Consider the following 23,356-nt stretch of genomic DNA (forward strand, 5'->3'; position numbering starts at 1 on the left):
GTCAACGGGCATGCTCCTTGCGCAGCGGCGCGGCCTCCGCTCCGGCCGCGGCCGGCGACGGCCGGTGACGTCCTGGACCTTCTGCTCCCTGGCCGACGCCAGCGTCGACGCCGTCGCGCTGGCCGCGCCCGTCCTCGACGCGGGGTACGGCGCGCTGCTCGCCGGGATGGCTGTGGGTCTGCTCCTCCTGCTGAACCTGGCGGGCGGCACGTACCGGATCCGGTTGTCGCCGTCCCTGACGGACGGATGGTCGTGGCGGGGCGGCTGCGTCACCGCGATCGCCTGCGTGCTGACCGTCGCGGCACTTGAGCACGAGGCCGCGCTGGTCGTGCGGGCGGGCGAGGTGGCGCTGGTCGTCGTGCCGTACCTCGGGCTGACGCTCACCGGGCGGGGGCTGGTCTACGTGGTGCTGCGGCAGGCCCGCCGCCGCGGCGTACGGGTGCCCACGCTGGTGGCCGGGTCCGGCGCGCACGCCCGGCACCTCGCGCTGACCCTGCTGCGGCACAGCGAGTACGGCCTGGCGCCCGTCGGCGGGGCCTGCGACGTGCTGGGCCAGGCGTCGTGCACGCCGCTCGTGGACGATCCGGAGAAGCTGCTCGCCATGGCCCGCCGGCACCGGGCCCGCGTGGTGCTCCTGGCGCCGCCTCCGGGCGGCGAGGAGCACTCCCACCGGCTGGCGCAACAGGCCCGGCAGGCGGGATATCCGGTGTACCTGGCGCCGCAGCCCGGCGGGGTGCTGGTCGACTTCGTCTCCGGCGCCGAGCACATCCGGGGCTTCCCGGTGCTGCGCATGCGCCCCCTGCCGCAGCAACGCCTGTCCTGGCCGCTCAAGCGCGCGCTGGACGTCGTGCTGGCGGTGGCCGGGCTGGTGGTCAGCGCTCCGGTGCTGGCCGTCTGCATGCTCCTGCTGCGCCGGCAGGGCGGTCCTGGGGTGCTGTTCCGCCAGGTCCGGGTGGGGATCGCCGGGACCCCCATCGAGATCGTCAAGCTTCGTACGTTCGCCCCGCTGCGCGCGGGCGAGTCCGACACCCGCTGGAGCATCGACGACGACCCCCGCCTGACCCGGACGGCCCGGCTGATGCGCTCCTGCTCGCTGGACGAGCTGCCACAGCTCTGGAACGTGCTGCGCGGCGACATGAGCCTGGTCGGCCCCCGCCCCGAACGCCCGCACTTCGTGGAGCTGTTCTCGCGCGCCGACCACCACTACGGACGCCGCCACCGGCTGCCCGTCGGCCTCACCGGCTGGGCGCAGACCCACGGACTGCGCGGCGACACCTCGATCGAGGACCGGGCGCGGCTGGACAACCACTACATCGACACCTGGTCCCTGCGCCGGGACATCAAGATCATGATCCGTACGGTCGGGTGCCTGCTGTGGCCGGGGCGATCATGATCAGGACGACCCCGGCGTCCCTGGGCCGCCTGGTGGCGCGGCCGGCGCTGTGGGCCGCGCTGACGGTGATCGCGGTGTGCGTGCCCGCCGAACCGCACGCCGCCGACGTCCTCCGGGTGCACGTCGCCGACCTGATGTCGCTGGCGCTCGTGGCGACCGCCGCGGCGAGCCTGGTGCGCGGCGGCGCGCGTCCGGGACGGTGGGTCCTGCTCGCCGCGCCCGCGGCGGTCGCCGTGACGGTGGCCGCCGTCACGGCCTCCGACCTCCTGCTCGCCCTGCCGGGGCTGGCCCGGTTCCTCCAGGTGTTCGTCCTGGTCCCGGTCGCCGTGGCGGTCGCGGTACGGCAGCGTTCGGACGTCCTGCTGGTGGGCGGCGCCGTCGCCGCCGTGGCGCTCGTCCAGGCCGCGATCGGCTTCTGGCAGACGCTCACGGGGAGCGGCGCCTCGTACGGGGGGCAGATGATCCGCGCGGTCGGCACGTTCGGCGCGGGCGAGGTCATGGCACTGGCGAGCATGGTCAGCTTCGGGCTGATCATCGCCCTGGCGGTCGCGCTCGCCGGGCGGCCGTCCTGGCGCGCCGCCGCCCTGATCGCGGCGGCGGCGCTCTGCCCGCCGCTCGTCATGTCGCTCAGCCGCGGCACCTGGCTCGCCGCGGGCTGCGCCGTGGTGGTGATGCTCGTGCTGCGCGACGCGCGCCTGGCCGCGCGGGCCGCCATGGCCGCGACGGCCTCGGCCGTGCTCCTGGCGCTGGTGGGCGGGCCCGCGAGCGGGGTGATCACCGAACGCGTCGCCTCCATCTCCTCCTCGCTGACCCAGCCCGACAAATCGGTGACCGACCGCTTCCAGTTGTGGCAGGCGGCGGCCGGCATGTGGCGGGACCACCCGGTGACCGGGGTCGGCCCCAGGGGGTTCGCCGCCTGGCGCGACACCTACGCGCCGCTGGCCCTGTCCTCGGGCAGCGACATCGAGGACGAGGCGAGCGGCTACCGCCGCCAGCCGCTGCTGTCCCCGCACAACATGTACCTGCTGGTGCTCAGCGAGCAGGGGCTGGCCGGTCTGGCGGCGTTCGCGCTGCTCGTGGGGGGCATCCTCGTACGGTCGCTCACCGGGCCCGGACGGACCCGCCCGGCGGGCCTGGCCGCGGCCGGCTTCATGACGTGGCTCGTGGTGGACTTCGCCTACGCCGACGTCGGCGGCTCGACCAGCCTGGTCATGTCGGTCATGCTGGGCCTGGCACTGGGACGGACCGGTACGACCGCGCTCCCGGCGCGGCGACCGGCGTGCTGAGCCGGGGAGCGGCCGACCTGCGTGCGGCCGTCCTCACCACGGTGCTCGTCGGCGCGGGATCGGCCCTCGGGTACGTCCGCGACCTGCTGATGGCCGCGCTGTTCGGCGCCAACGCCGACACCGACGCCTTCCTGGTCGCCTGGACCGTGCCGGAGACGGCGGCGCCGCTGCTCATCGAGGGGGCGATGGCCCTGTGGCTGATCCCGCTGTTCAGCGTGGCGGCCGGCCGCGCGCAGGTGGCGGCACTGGTGGAGCGGACGCTGCCCGCCCTGGCCGCCGTGCTCGCCGCGGTCGGCGTCGGCGCCGCGGCGTGCGCGCCCTGGCTGGTGGCGATGCTGGCCCCCGGCCTGCCCAGGACCGGGCTGGCCGTGGAGTGCTGGCGGATCTGCTGTGTCTGCGTCGTGCCGTTCGCGCTGGCCGGATACGCCAGCGCCGCCCTGCGGGCCAACAACGTCTTCGGCCCGCCCGCGGTCACCGGCCTGGCCTACAACGTGGCCCTCGTCGCCTGCCTGGCCCTCTGGCACGACGCGCTCGGCGTACGGGCCGCCGCGTGGGGCGTCGCCGCGGGGGCCGTCCTCATGGTCGTCGCGCAGGCGCCGGCGTACCTGCGGCGGGTCGGCCTGCCCCGGCGGTTGCCCCGGCGCCTGGTGTTGCCGGTCGCCGCGCTGCTGCCCATCATCGTCTTCACGCTCCTGCGGCAGGGACAGGTACTCGTCGAGCGCGTGCTGGCCGCCGACCTGCCCGCCGGGGCCATCTCCCACCTCAACTACGCGCAGAAGATCGCCCAGGTGCCGATGGTGGTCGCGCTCATGCTGGCCACCGTCACGTATCCACGCCTGGCCCGCAGCCTCGCCGCCGGGGACACGCGCCGGGCCCGGCGGCTGCTGGCCCGGGACCTGCTGGCGGCGGGGGCCGTCACGGTCAGCGCCGGCGCGCTGCTGGTCGCCTTCGGCCCGGCGATCGTGGCCGTACTGCTGCGCCGGGGCGCCTTCGACGGCGCCGCCGCCACCGCCACCGAGCACGTCCTGCGGCTCTACACGATCGGGTTGCCGGGCCACACCGTCGTGGGCGTGTTGTGCCGCGCCTACTTCTGCGCCGGGCGCGGGCTGTGGTACCCGGCCCTGGCGATGGCCGCCGGCCTCACCCTGACCGCGGCGCTCGCCGCGGCGCTCGTCCCGGACCTGGCGCAGGGCGGCATCGCCGTGGCCAACGCCGCCGGGATCACCGTGACCGCCGCCCTCATGCTGGCCGGTCTCCACCGTCTCGGCCTGTCCCCGATCCGGGCGGCCGTCCCGGCAGCCAGGGAAGGAGAACGCGTATGAGCACGAGCACCGGCGCGCTGCCGCTCATCTGGATGTACCACTCCGTCGACGAACGCGGAGAGGACCCCTTCGACATCGTCGTCTCACCCGGGCGCTTCGCCGCGCAGATGCGCTGGCTCGCCCGGCGCGGCCTGCGCGGCGTGTCGGTACGCGACCTGCTGGACCACCCGGGCAGCCGGCGCGGCCTGGTGGGGCTCACCTTCGACGACGGCTACGCCGACTTCGACACCGACGTCGTACCGGTGCTGGCCGGTCACGGCTTCACCGCCACCGTGTACGTGGTCGCCGGCCGGATCGGCGGGCACAACGCCTGGGACGCCGACGTCGCCCCCCGCGCCCTGATGGACGCCGCCGCGCTGCGCCGGGTGGCCGCCGCCGGCATGGAGGTCGCCTCCCACACCCACAGCCATCCGCACCTGCCGGCCGCCGGGCTCGGCGAGCTCGATGACGAGCTGACCACCAGCAGGAACATCCTCCAGGACGTGCTCGGCGCCCCGGTCACCGGTTTCGCCTATCCCTACGGCGAGCTGACCGCCCGCGAGATCGCCGCCGTACGCCGGGCGGGCTACGAGCACGCCTGCGCCGTCCGGCCCGGCAGGCTCGCCGGCCGCCACGCCCTGCCCCGCCGCTACGTCGGCGACCGCGACACCGCCGCCCGCCTGCTGGCCAAGACCGCCTGCCACCGGCTGCGCTGGGAGCTGCGCCGATGAAGGTCCTGCACGTCATCACCGGGCTGGCCGCCGGCGGGGCCGAGCAGCAACTGCGCACGCTGCTGCCCCACATGGACTGCGCCAGCGAGGTCGCCGTCCTGACCGCGCCCGGCGTCCTGGCCGACGCCATCCGGGCCGGCGGATCACCCGTACGGGTCGTCGGCATGGACGGCAACCGGGACCTGCGCGCGCTGCCCAGGCTCACCGCCCTCATGCGCGCCGGCCGCTACCAGGTCGTGCACGCGCACCTGTTCCGCGCCTGCGTCTACGCGCCGCTCGCCGCCCGGCTGGCCGCGGTGCCGGCCGTCGTCGCCACCGAGCACTCGGCCGGCGCCCGGCACATCGAGGGACGGGCCGTCACGGCGCCGATCCGCTCGCTGTACCGGACCGCCACCCAGCTGACGCACGCCGTCGTCGCGGTCTCGCCGACCGTGGCCGACCGCCTGCACGCCTGGGGCCTGCCGCGTTCGCGGGTCGTCACCATCCCCAACGGCGTCGACCTGTCCGCCTTCCGCCACGACCCGCGGGCCGCCGGCCTGGCGCGGGCGCGTCTGGGCATCCCGCCGGAGGCGTTCGTCGTCGGCGGGCTGGGCCGCATGGTGGCGGGCAAGAACTTCCACCTGCTCGTCGAGGCGCTGCCGCACCTGGACGGCGCGGTGCTCCTCCTCGTCGGCGACGGCCCGGAACTGCCGCGGCTGCGCCTGCTGGCGGCGCGGCTCGGCGTCGGGCGCCGCGTCGTCCTGGCCGGGGAGTCGGCGCACGTGCCGGAGCTGCTGTCGGCCATGGACGTGCTGGCCGCGCCGTCGCAGGAGGAGACGTTCGGGCTGGCCGTCGTCGAGGCGCTCGCCGCCGGCCTGCCCGTGTTGTACGGCTCCTGCCCGGCGATCGACGACCTGCCCCCGGGGACGGCGCCCGGCGCCCGCAGGGTGCCGCCCCACCGGCTGACCGCCGAGCTGGCGGCGCTGCTCGCCGGACCCCGTACGCGGCTGCCCCCGCCGCCCGGTCTTGACCGCTACGACGTGCGCCGCCAAGCCCGGCGGCTGCACGACCTCTACGACCGCCTGCTCACCAGGCACCACCAGGAAAGGCTGACATGACTCACCCGGTCCAGCGCGTCGCCGGCGCGCTCCGTACCTGGTCACTGCTCACGCTCCCGCTGATCGGCATGGGGGCCGGGCTGACGTACTCGCTGGTCCAGCGACCTGTCTACACGGCCGACGCCTACACGGTGGTCAGCGGCGTACGGCAGGGCGCTCCGACCCAGGAGGCCGACTTCGCGCAGGCGTTCGCGCGGGTGACCGTACATCCCGGTCTGCTCGCCGGGGCGGGCGGCGACGCCTACCTGTCCGACGGCGAGTTGCTGCGGACCACGTTGCAGGCGTCGGCGTCGCCCGACGCGCCGCTGATCCGGCTGGCGGCCGTCGCCGACACCGCGGACGAGGCCGCCAGACGGGCCAACAGCGTGGCCGGCGCGCTCACCGCGTACGCCAACCGGCACAGCGCCGACACCGGGGTCCGCCTGGCCGGGTTCGCCCCGGCCGTGCCGCCCGCCGCGCCCAGTTCGCCGCGCCCGCTGGTGGCCGCCGCCGTCAGCACGGCAGGGGGCCTGCTCCTCGCCGCCCTGATCTGGATGGCGGTCCCCGCCGGGCCGCGGCGCGACGACCGGGAGACGGCGTCCCCTCGCCGGCCGGTCGAGACGACGCCGGCATGACCGTCGCGACCAGCCGGGAGCGGGACCTGGCCATCGAGACCGTGACCGGCTTCGACCGCCTGCGCGACCTGGCGGAGGAGTGGGCCGGGCTGCACGACCGCTCCCGGGCGGCGACGCCGTTCCAGTCGCACGCCTGGGTGTCGTCGTGGTGGGAGGCGTACGGCCACGGCGCGCGGCTGAGCGTGCTCCTGCTGCGCCGCGGCGGACGGCTGGTGGCCGCCGCGCCCCTCATGATCGCGCGGCGGGCGGGCGTGCGGGTCCTGCGGCCGCTCGGCGGCGACCAGTCCGACTACACCGACGTCCTGATGGAGGACGGCGACGAGGACCTGCCCGCCGCACTCGGCCGGGCCCTCGCCGGCCTGCCCGGCTGGGACGTGCTCGACCTGCCGGAGGTACGGCCGGGGGCCGACGCCGAGCGGCTCATGGCCGCCTGGCCCGGCCGCTCCTGGCGGCTGCCCGCCTCCACCTGCGTCGAGCTGCCCGGCGTGCCGCTCCGGCAGGTGCTCGCCGGTGTGTCCGGCAGCCGCGGCAACAAGTTGCGCCGCGAGCTCAAACGGGTGGACGACGCGCCGATCCAGGTCCGGGACGTGCCCGCCGCCGAGGTCGAGCCCGCCGTCGCCCGCCTGCTCGACCTGCACGCCCTGCAATGGCAGGGCCGCGGCATCAACGTCGAGCACACCAGGCCGCGCTTCCACGCCCACCTGTCCAGGGCCGCGCGGCGGCTGGTGGCCGAGCAGCAGGCACGGCTGACCGAGTACCGGCTGGACGGGCAGGTCGTCGCGGTGGACCTGGCGATCGTGGGCAAGGACTTCGTCGGCGGCTACCTCTACGGCACGCATCCCGGCCTGCGCACCCGGTTCGACGTCGTGACGCTGCTGCTGCGTACCGACCTCGACATCGCGCACCGGCTGGGCCGGCCGACGATGTCGTTGCTGCGCGGCTCGGAGTCCCACAAGACCAAGTGGGGTGGCCGGCTCATCGTCGCCCACCGGCTCCTGCTGGCCAGGACTCCGGTGGCGACGGTCTACGCCTTCGCGGCGCGGTCCCGTCCGGCGGCGCGGGCGCTGTGCGGGCGGGTGGGCGCGCTCGACCGGATCGTCCGCGCGCTGCGCAGGTCACGGTGACCGCCTCCGTCCCACCCCGCGTGCCCCATGTCACCCGGCCCGCCGACGGTGGTGTCGCGCCTCGCGTGCTCCACGTCACGCAGCCCACCGACGGTGGTGTCGCGGCCTGCGTCGAGAGTGTCTGCGCCGACCAGAGCCGGCGCGGGTGGGCGGTCGCCGTCGCCGCGCCGCCCGGGGGACGGCTCGGCGAGCGGCTGGCCGCACTCGGGTTGCCGCATCTGCCCTGGCCCGCCGTACGGGCGCCGCGTCCGGCCGACCTGGCGGCCGTCGTCGCGCTGAGCCGGATCGTCCGCCGGTTCCGTCCTGACGTGGTGCATCTGCACTCCTCCAAGGCCGGGCTGGCCGGCCGGGTGGCGCTGCGCGGCCGTGTGCCGACGGTGTTCCAGCCGCACGGCTGGTCCTGGCTGGCCTGCCGCGGCCCGCTCGCACCCGCGACGGCGGCATGGGAACGCGCCGCCGCCCGATGGGCCCACCTGGTGGTCTGCGTCGGCACGGGAGAGGCCCGGCAGGCCGAGGACGCGGGCCTGCGCGGCCCGCTGACCGTCGTACGCAACGGCGTCGACCTGACCCGCTTCCCGCCCGCCGGCCAGGACCGGCGCGAGGCCGCCCGCCGCGCCCTGGGCCTGGCCGCCCGGGGCCCGCTGGTGGTCTGCGTCGGCCGGATCACCCGGCAGAAGGGCCAGGACCTGCTGGTGGACAGCTGGCGGCAGGTCGCCGCGCGGCTTCCGGACGCCCGGCTCGCGCTCGTCGGCGACGGGGACGACTTCGACCGCGTACGTTCCACCGCGCCGCCCGATGTCCTCATGCCCGGGGCCAGCGCCGATCCCCGGCCCTGGTACGCCGCCGCCGACCTGGTCGCGCTGCCCTCCCGCTGGGAGGGGTTGCCGCTGACCGCGCTGGAGGCCATGGCCACCGGCCGGTCCGTGGTGGCCGCGGCCGTGCCGGGGCTCGTGGAGGTGGTCACCCCGGACACCGGGGCGCTCGTCGGGCCGGAGGATCCGGCGGCGCTGGCCGCGGCCGTCCTGGACCGGCTGACCGTCCCGTCCCTGCGGCACGCGGAGGAGCGGGCGGCCCGGTCGCGCGCGGCCGAGTTCGACCTGGCGAGCACCCTCGACCGGCTGGCCGCGCACACGCTCCGCCTGGCCCGCCCGCCTCACCCCGCGGACGCCACCGCCACGGAGGTGACGGCCGGGCCGGGCTGAGGGCTCGGGGGCGGGGACAAGGGCGGCGCCGCGGGCGCCGCGGGCGGCGCAGGGACCGGTGGGGCGGTCGGTGGGGCGGTGGGCGGGGTCGTCGGCGGGGTCGTCGGCGGGGGTGTCGCGCCGGGGTTGAAGCCCGGGTCGCGCATGAGCTGCTTGAAGACCTGCGACGACTTCGGGTTGGCCGGGCACTGCCAGACGCCGTGCGGGCAGTAGTCCACGATCGAGTGATAGGCCACGTCGTGCTGCGCTATCCAGCCGATCATGTCGCGGACGAACTCCGGCCGGTCCCCGTACCGGAACAGCCCCCATTCGGGGAAGGAGATCTGCTTGTGGTGCTCGGTCGCGAAGTCGGCCTGCGCCCCCAGGCCGAACGGCTGGGCGACGTAGTCGGCGAACTCGTGGCCGGGGCTCTGGTCGTAGCTGTCCATGCCGATGATGTCGACCACGTCGTCGCCCGGGTAGCAGTCGGTCCAGCCGATGGCGTCCGGCCCCCGGCTGGGGGTGAAGTCGAAGCGGAAGCGCTGTCCCGGCACCGCCCGCATCACGGTGACGATCCGCCTCCAGTACGCCTTCCACGCCTCCGGATCGGCCGAGCAGCGGCTGGAGTAGACGATGCCGTTCATCTCCCAGCCGGGGACGATCACCGTGTCCGGCGCGCGCCCGGACACCAGCACCCTCGCCAGCCTGTCGAAATACGGATCGAACGCGCCGTCCGCGCCCGCCCTCAGCAGCGCCGACACGGCCTCGTCCGGGAGGCCGCCCTCGTTCGGCACGATCATCGGCACGTTGACCACGAGCATGCGCGACGGCTTGGCCGCCCGCCAGCGCAACCAGGGTTGCAGGATGAAGTCGGGCCCGCCCAGGGCCTGCCACGCCTCGCCGGGCACGTACGTCCGCCCCACCAGGACCTCCGCCCCCAGCCACGACTCGAACGCGGGCAACAGGGACGGGCCGCGCCCGTCGGAGGCGAGGAACACCCCGAACGGGGCGGCCGGCCGCTTGACGGGGTCCGCGGACGGCTCAGGGGGCGGCTCGGTGCCCACCGCCGGCGGGCCCACCGCGATGAACGTCGCCAGCAGTGCGCAGACCCACGCCGTTCTCGCGCCCATCGCTCGCTCCTTCGGTCACCCTCAGTATCAGATCACGTACCCGGCGGAAGAATGTCTCGCCGCGCCCGCGTGGGTAGGTGAGTTCTGCACATACTGTGCGAAGTTACTTACTCTACGTGTCCATGTGTTGCTATACCGGTCGATGTGGGCCCGGATGACAGTTTCGACGCCGTTCGCGCGATCGCCGACGCGATCCTCTACGAGGGGTACCTGCTGTACCCCTACCGCCGCTCGTCCGGGAAGAACCGGGTCAGGTGGCAGTTCGGCGTGCTGGTGCCGCCGGTATGGGCGCAGGTCAGGGGGCTCAACGGCGCGGGCGTGGCGGGCTCGGCCGAGTCGTGGCGTCAGCAGACGGAATGCCTGCTCGAACCGGCCGGCGAGACCGCGATCGAGTTGCGGATCCGCTTCCTGCACCAGCAGCGGCGGCAGGTTTTGCGCCGCGCAGACGACGGCACCCTGAGCCCGGTCGACTCCCTCCAGGACGGCCCGCGGCTGGAGCTGACCTTCGACGAGGCCGTCCCGCGCGAGTTCGACGTACGCACGAGCGCCGCCGAACTGCTCGCCGGTGAGAAGCGCGTCGCCGTCACCGTGCCGGCGGGGGCGGAGCGCGAGCCGCTGCCCGGCGGGCAGGTGCTGATCGAGCGCGCGGCGCTCCGGGCGACGGCCGTCGTCTCGGCCACGCCGTGCGAGACGCCCTTCCCGCTTCTGCGCCTGCGGTGCCGCATCGAGAACGACGACCCGTCCACCCCCGCCGACGCCACCCGCGAGGAGGCGCTGCGCGCCTCGCTGCTCGGCTGTCACACCCTGATCGCCGTGCGCGGCGGCGCGTTCGTCTCGCTGCTCGACCCGCCTCGGTGGGCCGAGGCGGCCGCGCGCGACTGCGCCAACGAGGGCGCCTTCCCCGTGCTGGCCGGCGAGCCGGGCAGCCGGGACGTGGTCCTCTCCTCCCCGATCATCCTGTACGACCACCCGCGGGTGGCCCCCGAGAGCCCCGGCGACCTGCACGACGCCACGGAGATCGACGAGATCCTGTCGCTGCGCACCCTCACGCTCACCGACGCCGAGAAGCGCGAGGCCAGGGCCACCGACCCGCGGGCCGCGGAGATCATCGACCGCGTCGAGTCCATGCCGCCCGCCGCGCTGTCCAGGCTGCACGGCACGATCCGCGCCCCCCGCCCGGCGGCGGGCCCCGGCAGCGTGACGGTCGCCGGCGTGGAGGTGTCGAAGGGCAGCCGGGTCAGGCTCCGGCCGAGGCTGACCGGCACCGATCCCCAGGACATGTTCCTCACCGGCCGTACCGGCCTGGTCGAGGACGTCCTGCTGGACGTGGACGACACCTGGCACCTGGCCGTCACCGTCGAGGACGACCCGGGCGCCGACCTGCACCGCTGGTACGGCCGCTACCGCTACTTCACGCTGGACGAGATCGAACCGCTGGAGGCGTCATGAGTGCCGCGCGGAACGTCCTGGTCGCCGGGATCGGGAACGTGTTCCTGGGCGACGACGGCTTCGGCGTCGAGGTGGTCAGGCGCCTGACCGGGACGGCGATGCCCGCCACGGCCGACGTCGCCGACTACGGCATCCGCGGCGTGCACCTCGCCTACGAGCTCCTGGACGGCCGCTACGACACGTTGATCATGGTCGACGCCGTCCCGGTCGACGGGCCGCCGGGCACGCTGGCCGTCATCGAGGCCGCGGACGGACCGGCCGGGGACGCCGCCGCGATCGACGGGCACGGGCTGCACCCGGACGCCGTGCTCAGGCTGCTGAGTCATCTCGGCGGCGGCGTCGAACGGGTGCTGGTCGTGGGCTGCCGGCCCGCGGTCCTGGACGAGGTGATGGGGCTGTCCGAGCCGGTGGCCGCCGCGGTGGACGAGGCCGTCCGCCTGGTCGCGGAGCTGGCCTGGCAGGAGGCGGCCGGAACGGCCGAGAAGGAGACCACCGATGCATGAACTGGGGTTGTGCGACGCGATCGTGGAGGCCGCGCTGGGACGGGCCGGCGGCCGCCGGGTGAACGCGCTGCGCGTCCGCGTCGGCGGGCACCCGGTGGACCCGCAGGTCATCGACCTGGGATTCCGCATGGCCGCCGCGGGCACCGTGGTGCAGGACGCGAGCGTCGAACTCGTCGCCGAACCGCTGCGGGTGCGCTGCGCGGGCTGCGGCGCCGAGCAGGAGGCGCGCACCGCCACGGACCTCCTCGCCTGCCGCGGCTGCGGCGGGCTGGACGTGGAGAGCGTCACGGAGGAGAGCGTCGTGGTGGAGTCGATCACGTTCGAGCCGGCCGCCGGGACCACCTGACGGACCGGACGGGGGAACAGTCCGCCGACGCGAAGGAGAGAGGCGACATGGGCGAGCACACGAGCGGATTCGACGAGATGCACATCCTGTGGATCTCGGAGGGCATGAGCTGCGACGGCGACACCGTCTCCGTGACGGCCGCGTCCCAGCCGGCGATCGAGGACGTCGTCAACGGGCTCGTCCCCGGGCTGCCGAAGGTGCACCTGCACAACAAGGTCCTGTCGCCGACGGTGGGCGGTGAGCACTTCCTGGCCCCGTTCCGGGCCGCGGCGCGCGGGGAGCTGGAGCCGTTCATCTTCGTCATGGAGGGGTCGGTCCCCAACGAGCGCATCAACGGGGACGGCTACTGGACGTCGTTCGGCAACGACCCGGAGACGGGCGAGCCGATGACCGTCAACACCTGGATCGATCAGCTCGCGCCCAGGGCCTGGGCGGTCGTCGCGATCGGCACCTGCGCCACCTACGGCGGCATCCACGCCATGGCGGGCAACCCGACCGGCTGCATGGGCCTGGCCGACTACCTGGGCTGGGACTTCCGGTCGGCCGGCGGGCTGCCCATCGTCAACGTGCCGGGCTGTCCCGTCCAGCCGGAGAACTTCATGGAGACCCTCACCTGGGTGCTCTTCCACGCGGCCGGGTCCGCGCCGCCGCCGCCGCTGGACGCGCTGCTGCGTCCCCAGTGGTTGTTCGGCAAGACCGTGCACGAGGGGTGCGACCGGGCCGCCTACTACGAGCAGGCCGACTTCGCCGGCGACTACAACTCGCCCAAGTGCCAGGTCAAGGTCGGCTGCTGGGGGCCCGTCGTCAACTGCAACGTGCCGAAACGCGGCTGGATGAACGGCGTGGGCGGCTGCCCGAACGTCGGCGGCATCTGCATCGGCTGCACGATGCCCGGGTTCCCCGACAAGTTCATGCCGTTCATGGACATGCCGCCGGGCGGCAGCCTGTCCTCGATGCTGATCAAGCCCTACGGGGCGTTCATCCGCCGCATGCGCGGCATCACCAACCACACCGCGAACACCGAGCCCAGATGGCGGCACAACCGTGACGCGCTGACGAGCGGCTTCGATCCGCGGTGGCGCCCGTAAGGGCCCGCCACGCCAGAGAGGACTCACCAGCACATGGCCATCTCCGAGCAGGAAGCCCCCGGTCGGGGACAACCGGGTCAGCTCGTCGAAATGTCGTGGGATCCCATCACGCGGATCATCGGCAACCTGGGTGTCTACACGAAGATCGACTTCGCCAACCGGCGGGTCGCCGAGTGCCACAGCACGTCCTCGCTGTTCCGCGGCTACTCGGTGTTCATGAAGGGCAAGGACCCCAGGGACGCGGGCTTCATCACCAGCCGGATCTGCGGCATCTGCGGCGACAACCACACCACCTGCTCGGTGTACGCCCAGAACATGGCGTACGGCATCAAGACGCCGCCCATGGCCGAGTGGATCATCAATCTCGGCGAGGCCGCCGAGTACATGTTCGACCACACGATCTTCCAGGACAACCTGGTCTTCGTGGACTTCTGCGAGGCGATGGTCAAGGACACCAACCCGTCGCTGCTGCGGCGGGCCAGGACCACCGAGGCGCCGGGGGCGGCGATCCACGGCAAGCGCACGATCGCCGACATCATGGAGGCGTTCAACCCGTTCGAGGGTGACATCTACAAGGAGGCGCTGCGGGTCAGCCGCGTCACCAGAGAGATGTTCTGCCTGATGGAGGGCCGGCACGTACACCCCTCGACCGTCTATCCCGGCGGGGTCGGCACGATGCCGGAGCCGACCCTGTTCACCGACTACCTGTCGCGGCTGCTCGGCGTCGTGGACTTCGTCAAGAAGGCCGTCGCGCTGAACAACGACGTGTTCGACTTCTTCTACGAGGCGCTGCCCGGGTACGAGGAGGTCGGCCGCCGCAGGATCCTGCTGGGCTGCTGGGGCGCCTTCCAGGACCCCGGCGTGGTCGACTACCGCTACGAGACGATGAACGACTGGGGCAAGGCGATGTATGTCACCCCGGGCATCGTGGTGGACGGCGAACTGGTCACCAACAACCTCGTCGACATCAACCTCGGCATCCGCATCCTGCTCGGCAGCTCGTACTACGACGACTGGACGGGCGAGGAGCCGTTCGTCACGCACGACCCGCTCGGCAACCCCGTCGACATCCGCCACCCGTGGAACCAGACGACCCTGCCCGCGCCGCAGAAACGCGACTTCGACGGCAACTACAGCTGGGTGATGAGCCCCCGGTGGCTCGATCAGCGCACCGGCGACCACCTGGCCCTCGACACCGGCGGCGGCGCCTTCGCCCGGCTGTACGTCACCGCACTGTCGGGCATCGTGGACACCCCGTACGTGAAGGCGACCGGCTCCGGCGTGCAGATCTCGTTGCCGAAGGGCCCGGAGCTCCCGGAGACGACCCTCGAATGGCGCATCCCGCCCTGGTCGAACGCCCTCGAACGGAACCGGGCCCGGGTGTACTTCGTGGCCTACGCGGCGGCGATGGCGGTGTTCTTCATCGAGCAGGCGATGCAACGCATGCACGCCGGCGACACCCGGGTGTTCACCGACTTCACGGTGCCGGACGAGGCGATCGGCGTCGGTTTCCACGAGGCGGTGCGCGGCGTGCTCTCCCATCACCTGGTCATCCGGGACGGCAAGATCGCCAACTATCACCCGTACCCGCCCACGCCGTGGAACGGCAGCCCGCGCGACAGCTTCGGCACGCCGGGGCCGTACGAGGACGCCGTCCAGGACATGCCCATCTTCGAGGAGAACGGGCCGGACGACTTCAAGGGCGTGGACATCATGCGCGCGGTGCGCAGCTTCGACCCCTGCCTGCCCTGCGGCGTGCACATGTACGTCGGAAAGGGACGCACCGTGAAGAAGCTGCACTCCCCGATGTTCGGCGCGAGCCATGGCTGAGCGGGACGCAGTGGACGAGAAGACGGCTGAGCGGGGCCGCCTCGACGACCAGGCCGTGGCCCGGCTGCTGGAACGGCTGGAGGAGACCCTCGGTCGGCTGGAGGGCATGCCCGGCCCGTCGGCGGAGGCGGCGCTCGACGCCGTCGCCATCCTGGCCGAGGTGTACGGCGAGGCCCTGTCCCGGGTCATGGACCGGGCCCCGGCGGGCACCGCCGTCGCCGCCGCGCTCGCCGACGACGAGCTGCTCGGCCACCTGCTGGTCCTGCACGACATCCACCCGGAACCGCTCCGGCGGCGGGTCGAGCGCGCGCTCGACGGGCTCGCCTCGGTCCTGCGCACCCACGGCGTCGAGGCGCGGCTGGCCGAGGTGACGGCCGACGTCGCGCGGGTGCGGCTGACGGGCGGCTGCTCGTCGGGCTCGGAGCCGGTACGGCAGGCGGTCGAGCAGGCGGTGCGCGCGGTCGCGCCGGAGCTGGGCACGGTCGAGGTGAGCCGGGCGGCGCCGGCCGCCTTCGTCCCCGCCGAGGCCCTGCTCACCCGGCCAGGCGGCCCGGTGTGAGCACGACCGCGTACGGCCGCCTGCTCAGGCGTACGGCGGGCCGCCGGGAGGACGGCGAGCGCTGCGAACTGTGCGAGGCGCCCGTCCAGGGCGAGCACGCGCACGTCGTGGACGCGCGCTCGGCGGAGGTGATGTGCGCGTGCCGGGCGTGCGCGCTGCTGTTCACGCCGGAGAGCGACGGCCACTTCCTCCAGGTGCCCGACCGGCGGCAGCGGCTCACCGGGCTGCGGCCGGCCGACCTCGGCGTGCCCGTGAGCCTGGCGTTCTTCGTCACCAGGCCGGACGGCTCGGCCACCGCCCACTACCCGAGCCCGCTGGGCGCCACCCGCTGGGAGCTGGACGTCCCGGCCTGGCAGGCCATCGCCGGCCGCGCCGGGCCGCTGCGGACGATGCGGCCCATGGTGGAGGCGCTGCTGGTCAACGGCGTACGGGGGGCCACTGAGTGCTGGGTGGTGCCCATCGACGACTGCTATCGCCTGGTGGCCCTGGTACGACGTGAATGGAGCGGTCTGTCCGGCGGCGATCAGGTATGGGCAAAGATCGAGCAGTATTTCGCCCAGCTCGACGACACTCGGAGCCGGCCGGGGTAGGACCCGCCACATGGCACACATCAAGGTGGGCAAGCCCGACGTCGCGCCGGACACGTCCGCGCACGTCAAGGGCGTCAGACAGGGCAACGACCCCGGAGCGCGCAGGCGCCGGCCGGGACACCACCGGGACGGCACCGCCGACGCCCGGCGCTCGACCGGGATCAGCCCCAAGAAGCACAACCCGATCCTGCCGGTCATGCCCAACCTCCCACCCGGCTGAGAAGGGGAAGACGACATGCGGCGACCCGTCGTGACACTGCTGGCCGGGCTGGCCGGCGTGGTGCTCCTGAAGATGTTCTGGGAGGAGCTCCCATCACTGAAGCGCTACCTCAAGATCAGAAAGATGTGACCCCGAGCCGATGTGCCTAGGTATCCCTGGAGAGATCGTCGAACTCCTGCCGGACCGGTCCGACCTGGCCACCGTCGAGGTCGCCGGCGTCCGGCGCGCGATCAGCGTCGGACTGCTCGACGGCCCGGTCCGGCCCGGTGACTGGGTCCTCGTCCACGTGGGCTTCGCGATGTCGCGGATCGACGAGGCAGAGGCCGCGGCCACGCTCGCGCTGCTGAACGGGCTCGGCCCCGCCTACACCGACGAGCTGCAGGCGCTCGCCGAATCCGACATCACGTGAAAGGCGCCGGCATGCGCTTCGTCGACGAGTACCGCGACGCACAGAAGGCACAGGCCCTGGCCCGGCGCATCGAGGAGCTGTGCGAGCCCGGCCGCCGCTACACCTTCATGGAGGTGTGCGGCGGCCACACGCACACGATCTACAAGCACGGCGTCGAGGACTACCTGCCGCCGAACGTGAACCTCGTGCACGGCCCCGGCTGCCCGGTCTGCGTGATCCCCATGGGACGGATCGACGACGCGATCGCGATCGCCCGCGAACCGGACGTGATCATGACCTCGTTCGGCGACATGATGCGGGTCCCCGGCGGCGACGGCTCCTTCCTGGACGCCAAGGCCGCCGGCGCGGACATCCGCATGGTGTACTCCCCGCTGGACGCCCTGAAGATCGCCCGCCAGAACCCCGGCCGCAGAGTCGTCTTCATGGCGATCGGCTTCGAGACGACCGCGCCGTCCACGGCGATGACCGTCCTGCGCGCCGCGGCCGAGGAACTCGGCAACTTCTCCGTCTTCTGCAACCACGTGATGATCATCCCGGCGATCAAGGCGATCCTGGACTCGCCGGACCTCCGGCTGGACGGCTTCATCGGCCCCGGCCACGTCTCCACCGTCATCGGCTGCCGGCCCTACGGGTTCATCGCCGAGGAGCACGGCAAGCCGCTGGTCTGCTGCGGGTTCGAGCCGCTGGACGTGCTGCAGTCGATCCTCATGCTGCTGCGCCAGCTCGCCGAGGGGCGGGCGGAGGTGGAGAACCAATACACGCGGGTGGTGCCGTGGGAGGGCAACGGCCGGGCGCTGGAGGCCATCGGCCGGGTGATGGAACTGCGCCCGTACTTCGAGTGGCGCGGGCTCGGCTTCATCTCCCACTCCGCGCTGCGCCTGCGCGACGAGTACGCGGCCCACGACGCCGAGCGGATCTTCCAGGTGCCGGGCGTACGGGTGGCCGACCCGAAGGCGTGCCAGTGCGGTGAGGTGCTGAAGGGCGTGCTCAAGCCGTGGGAGTGCAAGGTCTTCGGGACCGCGTGCACGCCGGAGACGCCGATCGGCACGTGCATGGTGTCCTCCGAGGGCGCCTGCGCCGCGTACTACAACTTCGGCCGCTTCACCCGCGGGCGGGCCAAGGAGACGACCACGGCATGACCACCGAACGTACCGCGGGATGGGCCGAGCAGGCCGTCCGCGAAGCCGGGCAGCCGGCCGGACCGGCCTCCCGCGAGGAGGAGGTGCTGCTGCGCATCGAGCGGGCCCGCGGGCGCAAGGCGCGGGTCAGGGAGGAACGCGTCACGCTGGCCCACGGCGCGGGCGGGAGCGCCTCGCACACGCTGGTCGAGGCGGTGTTCGTCGAGGCGTTCCGCAACCCGATCCTGGAGCCGCTCGGCGACGGCGCCGTGCTCACCGTCAGCGGCTCGCGGCTGGCCTTCAGCACCGACTCCTTCGTGGTGTTCCCACTGTTCTTCCCCGGTGGCGACATCGGGGACCTCGCCGTCAACGGCACGGTCAACGACCTGGCCGTGTGCGGGGCCCGGCCGCTGTACCTGTCGGCCGGTTTCATCCTGGAGGAGGGATTCCCCATCGCCGACCTGCGGCGGATCGCCGCCTCGATGGCCGCCGCGGCGGAACGGGCCGGGGTCCGGGTGGTCACGGGGGACACCAAGGTCGTCGAACGCGGCAAGGCCGACGGCTGCTACGTCACCACCGCCGGCGTGGGCGTCCTGGAACGGGAGACCGAGCTGAGGCCGTCGGCGATCCGGCCGGGCGACGCGGTCATCGTCTCCGGGCCCATCGGCGAGCACGGCGTCACCATCATGATCGCCCGCGGCGAGCTGGACATCCAGGCCGACCTGGCCTCCGACACCGCGCCGCTGAACGAGGTCGTCGCCGCGCTGCTCGACGCCGTCCCCGGCGTGCGGGTGCTGCGGGACGCCACCCGCGGCGGGGTGGCCACCGTGCTCAACGAGCTCGCCCGGTCCGCGCGGCTCGGCATCGTGCTGGAGGAACGGGCGGTGCCGGTGCGCCCGGTGGTGAACGGCGCCTGCGAACTGCTCGGCATCGACCCCTTGTACGTCGCCTGCGAGGGCCGGTTCGTCGCCGTGGTCGACGGCGAGCAGGCCGGCAGGGCGCTGGACGCGCTGCGCGCGCACCCCCTCGGCGCGGACGCCGCCGTCGTCGGCCGGGTACGCGCAGAACCGCCCGGCCTCGTGCTGCTCGACACCGCGTTCGGTGGCACCCGGATCGTCGACATGCTCGTCGGCGACCCGCTGCCGCGCATCTGCTGAGACGCGCTCACCCGTCCGCGTCGAGGGCGGCGGCGACCGCGGCCTGTCCCAGGCTGAGGCCGCCGTCGTTGGGCGGGACCCGGGAGTGGACGAGCACCCGCAGGCCCGCCGCCTCCAGGCCCGACACCACCCGCTCCAGCAGGACGACGTTCTGGAAGACGCCGCCGGACAGCGCCGCGTCCCGCAGCCCGGTCCGCTCGCGCACCGCCAGCACCGCCCGTACCAGCACCCGGGCGAGCCCGTTGTGGAAGCGCGCGGAGACCAGCGGCCCGGCGGCGCCCGCGAGCAGGTCCTCCACCGCCCCGCGGACCAGGTCGGCGCCGGAGAGCACCAGCTCCCGCCCGGACGTCAGCGCCGCCGGATAACCGCCCCGCTCGTCCGGGTCGGCCAGTTGCTCCAGCTCGATCGCGGCCTGGCCCTCGAAGGAGACGCGGTCACGCAGCCCGGCGATCGCGGCCACCGCGTCGAACAGCCGGCCCGCGCTCGACGTGAGCGGCGCGTTCGTACCGGTCCGGGCCAGTGCCGCCACGGCCGCCCAGCGTTCCCGATGCCGCCGGACGAAGGGCAGGTCCGGGGGCGCGTCGCCGTAGATCGCGTCGAGGTAGGCCACGCCCATGCGCCACGGCTGCCGTACGGCCGCCGCCCCGCCGGGCATGGGCAGCGCCTCCAGGTGGCCCGCCCGCTCGAAGCCCCGCAGGCCGGCGACCAGCAGTTCGCCGCCCCAGAGTGTGCCGTCGTCGCCCAGGCCGAGCCCGTCCAGGGCGACGCCGATCACCGGGCCCTCCTCGCCGTTGTCGGCCAGGCAGGAGGCGATGTGGGCGTGGTGGTGCTGCACGCCGACGAGATCGACGTCGTCGAGGCCGAACGCGTACTTGGTGGACAGGTACTCCGGGTGCGGATCGTGGGCGACGAGCCGGGGCCGGACGCCGAACAGCCGGCTCAGATGGCCGATCCCCTCCGTGTACGACCGCAGCGTCTCGTAGCCCTCCAGGTCGCCGATGTGCTGCGACAGGATCGCGTGCCGGCCCTTGACCAGGCAGAAAGTGTTCTTCAGCTCGCCGCCGCAGGCGAGCACGTGCCGGGCCGGCGGCCGTCGCAGGAGCAGGGGAACGGGCACGTAACCGCGCGAACGGCGGACGGGCAGCTCCCGGCCGCGGAACACGCGCACCACCGAGTCGTCGGCGCGGACGTGGATGGGCCGGTCGTGGGTGAGGAAACCGTCGGCGAGGCCGGACAGCCGTTCCAGGGCGTCCTCGTCCCGGTGCGCGATCGGCTCGTCCGACCGGTTCCCGCTGGTCAGGACGGCGGGAACGCCCAGCCGTACGGCGAGGAGGAGGTGCAGCGGCGTCGGCGGCAGCAACACGCCCAGCTCGCGGTTGCCCGGCGCCACTGAGGCCGCCACCGGGCCCCCGGGACGCCGCGGCAGCAGGACGACGGGCCGCCGCGGCCCGGCCAGCACGTCCTCCGCGCCCGGAGTGAGCAGGACCAGCTCGCGGGCCGCGGCCAGGTCGGCGGCGAGCACCGCGAACGGCTTGCCCTCCCGGTGCTTGCGGGCACGCAGGGTGCTCACCGCCCGTTCGTCGCCGGCCACGGCCGCGAGGTGGAACCCGCCCACGCCCTTGACCGCCAGGATCCCGCCCTGCGCCAGCCAGAGCGCCGCCGTCCCGACCGGGTCGCCCGGCGCGGGGCGGCCGTCGGCGCCGAGCAGCCGCAGCGACGGCCCGCACGCGGGGCAGCACACCGGTTGCGCGTGGAAACGCCGGTCGGCCGGGTCGAGGTACTCCCGCGAGCAGCGCGGGCACATGCCGAACCCGGCCATCGTGGTGTTGCGCCGGTCGTAGGGCAGGTCCGTGATAATGGTGAACCTCGGCCCGCAGGCCGTGCAGTTGGTGAACGCGTAGCCGTGCCGGCGTGCCGCCGGGTCGATCGTCTCGGCCGCGCAGGACTCGCACGGCGGCGTGTCGGGCGGCACGAACACCTGGCGGACGCCCTCACCCCGGCTGGCCACGATCCGGAACCCGGTCCCCGCGACTACCTCCGTGACGACCTCCGTGTCCGTCACGGCGACGTGCTCGACCAGCGCCAGCGGCGGCGCCCGCCGTTCCAGGTCGGCGACGAAGGCCCGCAGCGCCGACGGCTCGCCCTGAGCCTCGATGAACACGCCCTCCGGATCGTTGCCCACGAACCCGGCCAGATCGTGCGTCCCGGCGAGCGTGCTGACGAACGGCCGGAATCCGACGCCCTGGACCAGGCCCTCGACCCGGACCCGGATCCGGCCGTGCCGCTCAGCCGTCACCGGCCGGCGCCTCCTGCACCAGCTCCCACAACACGTGGCAGAGGGTGGTCTGCGCCTCCTGGATCCGGTGCACCGACGACGACGGCACGACGAACAGGTGGTCGGCGGCGTCGTCCGCCGCCATCCGTCCCCCGTCGCCGCCGGCCACGCCGACGGTCAGGGCACGGCGGCGCCGCGCCTCCCGCAGGGCGTTCAGCACGTTCGCCGAGCCGCCGCTCGTCGACAGGCCCACGACGACGTCCCCGGGCCGGGCGAACGCGGCGACCTGGCGGGCGAGGGCCAGGTCGTACCCGACGTCGTTGGACAGCGCGGTGACGACGGCCATGTCCGCCGACAGGCAGGTCGCGGGGTGGGCCCGGCCGCTCGCGGGATGGGCGAAGAGCTGGGCGAGCGCCTGCGCGTCCGTGGCGCTGCCGCCGTTTCCGAAGACGAACAGCCTGCCGCCGGACGCGAACGCCGCGGCCATCCGCGCCGCGCACCGCGAAAGGTCCTCGCCGTGCCGCGTGGCGACCTCCTCCCGCAGGGAGACGATCTCCCGCGCCTTGGCCACGCAGGACCGGCGCACCTCCTCCAGCAGGGCGTCCGGGTCGGTGGGCCGGACGTACAGGAACGGGTAGAGGGCCTCGACTCCGGCCCCTTCCGTGGTGCTCATCCGCATCCTCCTCCCACCACGATGGCCTCGCCGGCGTGCACCAGGACGACGTCGCCCGGCCCGGCGTCGACCAGGGCCACGCTGATCTCCTCCGGACCGGCGTCGCCCTCCGCGATCGCCATCCCGTCGGGGAGCAGCTCCACGACGCGCATGGGCAGGGCGAGGTCCGAGCACGTCACGCAGACCCGGTCCCGCGGATCGGTCGTCGGGCCGGTCGTCGGGTCGGCCGTCGGGTCGGCCGTCGGGTCGGTCGTCGGGTCGGTCGTCGGGTCGGTCGTCATCGGGCCGCCTCCGGCTGGTCGAGAAAGACGTGCACCAGCTCCCACAGCAGGTGGTAGACCGTCATGTGGATCTCCCGCACCACGAGCGGATCGCCGGACCGGGCGGCCAGGACGTGGTCCGCGACCGGCCCGCCCCCGCTTTCGTCCTCGGCTTCTCCGACCAGGGCGATCGTGAGCAGGCCGCGTTCGCGGGCCGCCTCCAGGCCGCGCGACACCGCCGCGCGGCGGCCGCCGGAGGAGAACCCGAGCGCGATGTCCTTCCCGGTGGCGAGCAACCGCACCTGGGCCGCGTACACCTCCTCGAACCCGAGGCTTCCGGCGACGGCGGTCAGGTGCGCGGCGTCATGGGACAGGGAGAGGGCCGGCAGGGCCCTCTTCCCGACGACGACCGGATGGACGAACTCCACGGCCACGTGCTGCGCGTCCGCCGAGCCGCCGCCGTCGCCGAAGACGAGCAGCCGGCCGCCGTCCGCGAACCGCAGCGCCATGGCCCGGCAGACCAGGGCGATCCGGGCGGCCTCCTCCGCGAGAGCGCCGCCAGGGGCGACCCGCCGGTCGAACGCCGACGACACAGGTGTCATCCACTGTCTCCTTGCCACGAGACGACACGGGAACGGGACGGGCCCGCGTCCGGCGGCCGGGGCTCCTCCCACAGGGCCACGCAGGTGTCCAGGACACGCCCCAGGTGCCGCAGCCGGATCATGGACGCCTTCAGGTCGCTCAGGCCCGAGGCGGTGATCTCGTACTTGCGGCGCGGCGGGCCCGCCCGCGAGGTGATCCACGAGGAGACCAGGAACTGGTCCCGTTCGAGGCCGCGCAGCAGCCGGTACACATGACCGGGCTCCACCGCGGCCACGCCCAGGTCCGCCAGCCGGTCGATCAGGTCGTAGCCGTGGCCCGGCCGGTTCCAGATCAGGAGAAGCAGGATCGGGGAGAGCAACCCTCGCGTCTCGCCGCCCTCCATACGTTCTCTCCCGTCTAGACCAGCGCCGGATCCCACG

At 73.9% G+C, this 23,356-nt stretch carries 26 protein-coding genes; 20 read left to right on the plus strand and 6 right to left on the minus strand.

Features of this window, described 5'->3' with window-relative positions:
* The first annotated feature begins 64 nt into the window (after positions 1–64).
* From IEZ27_RS23440 to IEZ27_RS23475, 8 genes are all read left to right on the plus strand, one after another.
* Complete coding sequence (locus IEZ27_RS23440; protein ID WP_189649200.1) at positions 65–1,393, plus strand: exopolysaccharide biosynthesis polyprenyl glycosylphosphotransferase; 1,329 nt, start codon at positions 65–67, stop codon at positions 1,391–1,393.
* Positions 1,390–2,679 (plus strand): O-antigen ligase family protein, encoded by a 1,290-nt coding sequence (locus IEZ27_RS23445; RefSeq protein WP_189649201.1) that lies wholly within the window; start codon positions 1,390–1,392, stop codon positions 2,677–2,679. The genes IEZ27_RS23440 and IEZ27_RS23445 overlap by 4 nt, the downstream gene beginning before the upstream one ends.
* The gene (locus IEZ27_RS23450) at positions 2,673–4,001 is read left to right on the plus strand and encodes a lipid II flippase MurJ (protein WP_189649202.1); all 1,329 of its coding nucleotides are present in this window, start codon (positions 2,673–2,675) and stop codon (positions 3,999–4,001) included. The genes IEZ27_RS23445 and IEZ27_RS23450 overlap by 7 nt, the downstream gene beginning before the upstream one ends.
* Complete coding sequence (locus IEZ27_RS23455; protein ID WP_189649203.1) at positions 3,998–4,711, plus strand: polysaccharide deacetylase family protein; 714 nt, start codon at positions 3,998–4,000, stop codon at positions 4,709–4,711. The genes IEZ27_RS23450 and IEZ27_RS23455 overlap by 4 nt, the downstream gene beginning before the upstream one ends.
* Positions 4,708–5,808: a glycosyltransferase gene (locus IEZ27_RS23460; RefSeq protein WP_189649204.1), complete on the plus strand. Its 1,101-nt coding sequence runs from the start codon at positions 4,708–4,710 to the stop codon at positions 5,806–5,808. The genes IEZ27_RS23455 and IEZ27_RS23460 overlap by 4 nt, the downstream gene beginning before the upstream one ends.
* The gene (locus IEZ27_RS23465; protein WP_189649205.1) at positions 5,805–6,422 is read left to right on the plus strand and encodes a lipopolysaccharide biosynthesis protein; all 618 of its coding nucleotides are present in this window, start codon (positions 5,805–5,807) and stop codon (positions 6,420–6,422) included. Before IEZ27_RS23460 ends, IEZ27_RS23465 begins: the two co-directional genes overlap by 4 nt.
* On the plus strand, positions 6,419–7,546 hold the full coding sequence (locus IEZ27_RS23470; protein ID WP_189649206.1) for a GNAT family N-acetyltransferase: 1,128 nt from the start codon (positions 6,419–6,421) through the stop codon (positions 7,544–7,546). Before IEZ27_RS23465 ends, IEZ27_RS23470 begins: the two co-directional genes overlap by 4 nt.
* A 65-nt stretch (positions 7,547–7,611) precedes the next feature.
* On the plus strand, positions 7,612–8,748 hold the full coding sequence (locus IEZ27_RS23475) for a glycosyltransferase (protein ID WP_189649207.1): 1,137 nt from the start codon (positions 7,612–7,614) through the stop codon (positions 8,746–8,748).
* Here IEZ27_RS23475 and IEZ27_RS23480 read toward each other — a convergent pair.
* Positions 8,700–9,857 carry a glycoside hydrolase family 26 protein gene (locus IEZ27_RS23480; RefSeq protein ID WP_189649208.1) on the minus strand — a complete coding sequence of 386 codons (1,158 nt, stop codon included), beginning with the start codon at positions 9,855–9,857 and terminating at the stop codon, positions 8,700–8,702. The two genes, IEZ27_RS23475 and IEZ27_RS23480, sit on opposite strands and share 49 nt — an antisense overlap.
* A gap of 144 nt (positions 9,858–10,001) precedes the next feature.
* Between IEZ27_RS23480 and IEZ27_RS23485 the strand changes: the two genes are divergently transcribed.
* The 12 genes from IEZ27_RS23485 (at position 10,002) to hypE (ending at position 19,126) form a co-directional block, all read left to right on the plus strand.
* On the plus strand, positions 10,002–11,306 hold the full coding sequence (locus IEZ27_RS23485) for a hypothetical protein (RefSeq protein WP_229824261.1): 1,305 nt from the start codon (positions 10,002–10,004) through the stop codon (positions 11,304–11,306).
* Positions 11,303–11,809, plus strand: coding sequence for a hydrogenase maturation protease (locus IEZ27_RS23490; protein ID WP_189649209.1), 507 nt, complete (start codon positions 11,303–11,305; stop codon positions 11,807–11,809). The genes IEZ27_RS23485 and IEZ27_RS23490 overlap by 4 nt, the downstream gene beginning before the upstream one ends.
* Entirely contained in the window at positions 11,802–12,155 is a 354-nt protein-coding gene (locus IEZ27_RS23495) for a hydrogenase maturation nickel metallochaperone HypA/HybF (protein WP_189649210.1), read from the plus strand. The genes IEZ27_RS23490 and IEZ27_RS23495 overlap by 8 nt, the downstream gene beginning before the upstream one ends.
* Before the next feature lie 47 nt (positions 12,156–12,202).
* Positions 12,203–13,243, plus strand: coding sequence for an NADH-quinone oxidoreductase subunit B family protein (locus IEZ27_RS23500; RefSeq protein WP_189649211.1), 1,041 nt, complete (start codon positions 12,203–12,205; stop codon positions 13,241–13,243).
* 90 nt (positions 13,244–13,333) lie between these two features.
* Positions 13,334–15,073, plus strand: a complete 1,740-nt coding sequence (locus IEZ27_RS23505; protein WP_229824262.1) for a nickel-dependent hydrogenase large subunit — start codon at positions 13,334–13,336, stop codon at positions 15,071–15,073.
* Positions 15,066–15,632 (plus strand): NifU family protein, encoded by a 567-nt coding sequence (locus IEZ27_RS23510; RefSeq protein ID WP_189649213.1) that lies wholly within the window; start codon positions 15,066–15,068, stop codon positions 15,630–15,632. Before IEZ27_RS23505 ends, IEZ27_RS23510 begins: the two co-directional genes overlap by 8 nt.
* Positions 15,629–16,222: a DUF5947 family protein gene (locus tag IEZ27_RS23515; RefSeq protein ID WP_189649214.1), complete on the plus strand. Its 594-nt coding sequence runs from the start codon at positions 15,629–15,631 to the stop codon at positions 16,220–16,222. Before IEZ27_RS23510 ends, IEZ27_RS23515 begins: the two co-directional genes overlap by 4 nt.
* Before the next feature lie 10 nt (positions 16,223–16,232).
* Positions 16,233–16,442, plus strand: a complete 210-nt coding sequence (locus IEZ27_RS23520; protein WP_189649215.1) for a hypothetical protein — start codon at positions 16,233–16,235, stop codon at positions 16,440–16,442.
* A gap of 15 nt (positions 16,443–16,457) precedes the next feature.
* Positions 16,458–16,571 carry a DUF6893 family small protein gene (locus tag IEZ27_RS55595; protein WP_379478604.1) on the plus strand — a complete coding sequence of 38 codons (114 nt, stop codon included), beginning with the start codon at positions 16,458–16,460 and terminating at the stop codon, positions 16,569–16,571.
* Positions 16,572–16,581: 10 nt separating this feature from the next.
* Complete coding sequence (locus tag IEZ27_RS23525; RefSeq protein WP_125636180.1) at positions 16,582–16,851, plus strand: HypC/HybG/HupF family hydrogenase formation chaperone; 270 nt, start codon at positions 16,582–16,584, stop codon at positions 16,849–16,851.
* Between the two features lie 11 nt (positions 16,852–16,862).
* A complete protein-coding gene (gene hypD, locus IEZ27_RS23530) occupies positions 16,863–17,990 on the plus strand; it encodes a hydrogenase formation protein HypD (protein WP_189649216.1) in 1,128 nt (375 codons plus the stop codon).
* The gene (hypE, locus tag IEZ27_RS23535) at positions 17,987–19,126 is read left to right on the plus strand and encodes a hydrogenase expression/formation protein HypE (protein ID WP_189649217.1); all 1,140 of its coding nucleotides are present in this window, start codon (positions 17,987–17,989) and stop codon (positions 19,124–19,126) included. Before hypD ends, hypE begins: the two co-directional genes overlap by 4 nt.
* 7 nt (positions 19,127–19,133) lie before the next feature.
* Here the strand turns inward: hypE and hypF are convergent, their stop codons facing one another.
* From hypF to IEZ27_RS23560, 5 genes are read right to left on the minus strand one after another with little or no spacing between them, the layout of a single operon-like run.
* A complete protein-coding gene (hypF, locus tag IEZ27_RS23540) occupies positions 19,134–21,422 on the minus strand; it encodes a carbamoyltransferase HypF (RefSeq protein WP_229824263.1) in 2,289 nt (762 codons plus the stop codon).
* The gene (locus IEZ27_RS23545; protein ID WP_189649218.1) at positions 21,412–22,074 is read right to left on the minus strand and encodes a D-sedoheptulose-7-phosphate isomerase; all 663 of its coding nucleotides are present in this window, start codon (positions 22,072–22,074) and stop codon (positions 21,412–21,414) included. Before IEZ27_RS23545 ends, hypF begins: the two co-directional genes overlap by 11 nt.
* Positions 22,071–22,355 (minus strand): HypC/HybG/HupF family hydrogenase formation chaperone, encoded by a 285-nt coding sequence (locus IEZ27_RS23550; protein ID WP_189649219.1) that lies wholly within the window; start codon positions 22,353–22,355, stop codon positions 22,071–22,073. The genes IEZ27_RS23545 and IEZ27_RS23550 overlap by 4 nt, the downstream gene beginning before the upstream one ends.
* Entirely contained in the window at positions 22,352–22,936 is a 585-nt protein-coding gene (locus IEZ27_RS23555) for a D-sedoheptulose-7-phosphate isomerase (RefSeq protein ID WP_189649220.1), read from the minus strand. The genes IEZ27_RS23550 and IEZ27_RS23555 overlap by 4 nt, the downstream gene beginning before the upstream one ends.
* Entirely contained in the window at positions 22,933–23,319 is a 387-nt protein-coding gene (locus tag IEZ27_RS23560) for a helix-turn-helix transcriptional regulator (protein WP_125636191.1), read from the minus strand. The genes IEZ27_RS23555 and IEZ27_RS23560 overlap by 4 nt, the downstream gene beginning before the upstream one ends.
* Between the last annotated feature and the right edge of the window lie 37 nt (positions 23,320–23,356).

This window comes from Nonomuraea spiralis, assembly GCF_014648435.1.
In the GTDB taxonomy this organism is placed as follows: Bacteria; Actinomycetota; Actinomycetes; order Streptosporangiales; family Streptosporangiaceae; genus Nonomuraea; species Nonomuraea spiralis.